At 63.7% G+C, this 3,208-nt stretch carries 4 protein-coding genes; 1 reads left to right on the top strand and 3 read right to left on the bottom strand.

The window, feature by feature from the left end:
* On the top strand, positions 1-927 hold a 927-nt coding region (locus tag JSE7799_RS18055), incomplete at its 5' end, for an IS1380 family transposase (protein ID WP_055664857.1).
* A 404-nt stretch (positions 928-1,331) separates the two neighbouring features.
* Here the strand turns inward: JSE7799_RS18055 and JSE7799_RS18060 are convergent.
* From JSE7799_RS18060 to JSE7799_RS18065, 3 genes are all read right to left on the bottom strand, one after another.
* Positions 1,332-1,910, bottom strand: a complete 579-nt coding sequence (locus JSE7799_RS18060) for an IS110 family transposase (RefSeq protein ID WP_055664858.1) — start codon at positions 1,908-1,910, stop codon at positions 1,332-1,334.
* 133 nt (positions 1,911-2,043) lie between these two features.
* Positions 2,044-2,226 carry an IS110 family transposase gene (locus JSE7799_RS22370; protein ID WP_083480674.1) on the bottom strand — a complete coding sequence of 61 codons (183 nt, stop codon included), beginning with the start codon at positions 2,224-2,226 and terminating at the stop codon, positions 2,044-2,046.
* Positions 2,227-2,324: 98 nt separating this feature from the next.
* On the bottom strand, positions 2,325-3,208 hold an 884-nt coding region (locus JSE7799_RS18065), incomplete at its 5' end, for an IS256 family transposase (protein ID WP_055664859.1).

A 3,208-nucleotide genomic window follows, 5' to 3' on the forward strand; every position in this document is an offset into this window, starting at 1 on the left:
TACTGCCACTCGTTTGCGCGCCCCCCAAGCCGGATCGTGCTCGATATCGATGATACCTTTGACGCGGTGCATGGCCACCAGCAGCTGCGCCTGTTCAATGCGTTCTACGACGAGTTCGGCTTCCAGCCGATCGTCGTCTTCGACGGCGAAGGCCGGCTCGTGGGGACACTGCTGCGCCCGGCCCGCCGCCCCAAGGGGGCCGAGAGCGCGGCCCACATCCGCCGGTTGATCCGGCAGATTGCCAGGCATTGGCCCGAGACAGAAATCCTGCTGCGAGCCGACAGCCACTACTGCACCCCGCAGGTTCTGGACCTGTGTGACGGGCTCGGGCTGCGCTATGTCTTTGGTTTGTCAAAGAACGGCCGTCTGGCGCGGAACATCTCGGCTCTGGAAGCGTCGACAGCGGCGCGCTACGCCCGAACGCCGGGCCAGAAGCTGCGCCGGTTCAAAACCTTCTCCTACGCAGCCCGCTCGTGGTCGAAACCCCGCCGCGTCATCGCCCGCGTCGAGGTTGGTCCCATGGGTCGGGACACCCGCTACATCGTCACCAACCTCGAGGGCGGTCGCGGCAAGCACCTTTACGAGAAGCTCTATTCCGCTCGCGGCCAGGCCGAGAACCACATCAAGGCGTGGAAGGCCCACCTCGCAGCAGACCGGACGTCGTGCTCGAAAGCCAACGCCAATCAGATGCGTCTGATGCTGCACGGCTGCGCCTACTGGATTTGGTGGAAGCTTCGCGCGGCTTGCCCGAAGCGCTCACCGTGGCGCCGCGCCCAGTTCGACACGCTGCGGCTGCATCTCGTCAAGCTGGCCGCCACCATCGTCGAAAAGAAGACCCGGATCATCGTGACCCTGCCGGCATCGTGTCCCCGAAAGGGACTTCTCCTCCTTCTCTTCGACGCCCTCGCCCCACCGAAAACAGCCTGACGCATGCGCCCCGACAAACCCAGAAACATCAACCCGTATCGCCCAAGACCCAAGTCACCGGCCGGCATGCCAACCGGACGCAAACACCGGGTGCGCGCAAGAAAACCGAGACCGGGGAAACCATCCCACGGAGCACAAGTCCGCAGCTTCATGAATTATGCGGGTTAGATGATCTTGAGCTTTCGAACAAAGATATGAGATCGATTGCTCCCTCCGGCGTTGGCTCATATGCTGGTGTAGCTGGTGCTGTAGCACTAGGATTAGCAGTCGGAGCGAGGGGTTCTGCTATTCCAGTATTTATGCCCGGCCGAAACAGACCTTCGTGCACGGCGCAGCGAAAGTGCGCTCCGTCCGCACTGCTGACCTTCACGCACAGTGCAGCGAACGGCCGCTCTACACCAGCATCAGGGCGGCGTGGGCGTCCACACCTGGTCCTCCTTGAGTAAGGTGTTGGCCAGCACGATCAGCTTTCGCATGGTGGCCGTGATCGCGACCTTGAACGGTTTGCCGGCTTGTCGAAGCCGAGCGCAGAACGCTGCCAGATCACGGTTCCAGCGCATCGCGACGGTCGCCGCCATGTAGAGGACGTTGCGCGCGGCGATCCTTCCGCCTCGGATTATCTTGCGGCCCCGCAACAGGCCCGAGTCCCGGTTCATCGGCGTCAAGCCCGCGAGAGCTGCGACCTCGGCCGCGCTGGCCGAGCCCAGCTCCTTCATCTCGACAAGAAGCGTGGTCGCGGTGACGGGACCGATCCCCGGCGCCGATGTCAGGACCTCGAAGCGGCGCGCTGTCGCTGGATCGGCCTGTATGAGGTCCATGAGCATCTCATCAAGTTCCTTGCCGTGGTGCCGACACAGCTCGATCCGTTCGGCTATCTGTGCTTTCAGGATTCCCGAGGACGCTTCGGAAAGTTGCTGCTCCAACGACATGCGTGCTTCGACGACCTGGCGGCGGGCGACCGTGATCTCGGCGATCTGTGCCATGATTTTGGTGGGCGGCTCGCTTGTAGCGGGCTGCATTGTCGCGCCAAACCGCGCCAAACCGCGCCAAAGTCTCGGCGTCGATCCGATCAGTCTTTGCGAGGCGTCCCAAAACGTCCGCGAAGCGCCGCGATTGCTAGGGATTGACCACCGCTACTGAAAGCCCGGCCTCATGCAGGTAGCCATGGGCCGCCCGGTGATAGCGTCCCGTCGCCTCCATCACGACTAGCTCGGTTTGAATCTCCAGGCATCGTTTTCGCAGCCGACGGATTCCTGCGGCATCGTTCTCGACCCTGAATTGCTCCCCTTCGGGATGCAGGAATACGTCGAGTCAGTTCTTGCTGACGTCGATGCCGACAAACACGGCGGCTGGTCTGATAGAGCAACCTGCGGTCTGGAAATTCTGCTGAGAGCGGGTCATGCATCCTGGCATTCCCATTTGATGTAGGCCTTGGTCTCGGAGGCCCATTTCTCGTCGATCTCTACGAGGACGGCGCTGACCAGTCGCAGCAGAGCGTCGTCGCTGGGAAAGACCCTGACCTTTACGGTGCGCCGCTTGAGCTCCTGCTGGACGGATCGCTCCATCGGGTTTGAAGTGCGCAGCCGGCGGCGATGGTGCTCGGGCAGCGTGAAGACCGCGAGCCCCTCGGGCGCGTTTTCCTCCAGCCATGCGGCCAGCTTCGGCGCAGAGGTGCGATAGCTGGCGACGATCTCTGCCAAGGCCGTTTCTGCCTTGGCGAGCGTGCTGGCATTCCACACGGTGCGCAGCTCGGCTCCGATGCGCTTGCGGCTCTCGACGTTCGGAGCGTGATGAATGGCGTTGCGCGCGAGATGGAACTGGCAGCGCTGCCACGTGGCGCCGCCAAGAACAGCCCGCCGGGCAGCACGCAGCCCTGAGTGGTCATCCGAAACGATGAACTCGACGCCGCGCAGGCCGCGGGCGACCAGGCTCTCCAAGAAGCCCCGCCAGTGGACCTCGGCCTCGGACAGGGCCACGGAAACGCCCAGAACACGCCGCCGCTCGTCCGGGCCGATGCCGATTGCCGAGAGCACGGCAGCATCGCGCACCACCCCGCCGTGGCGCATCTTCTCGTACCGGGCATCGAGGATGAGGTACTTTACCTGGCCCAGAGGGCGGTTGCGCCATGCCTCCAGTTCGTCGTCGAGCAGCTTGGCAGCCCGGCTGACCTGCGAGGACGACAGGCTCTCGATCCCGAACTCGCGCATGACAGCCTCGGCGTCACGCGTGGAGACGCCTTTGACGTACATCTCGGCCACCGCCAGCATGACGGACCGAACCG

Origin of the sequence: Jannaschia seosinensis (assembly GCF_001408515.1) — a bacterium.
GTDB classification, from domain to species: domain Bacteria; phylum Pseudomonadota; class Alphaproteobacteria; order Rhodobacterales; family Rhodobacteraceae; genus Jannaschia; species Jannaschia seosinensis.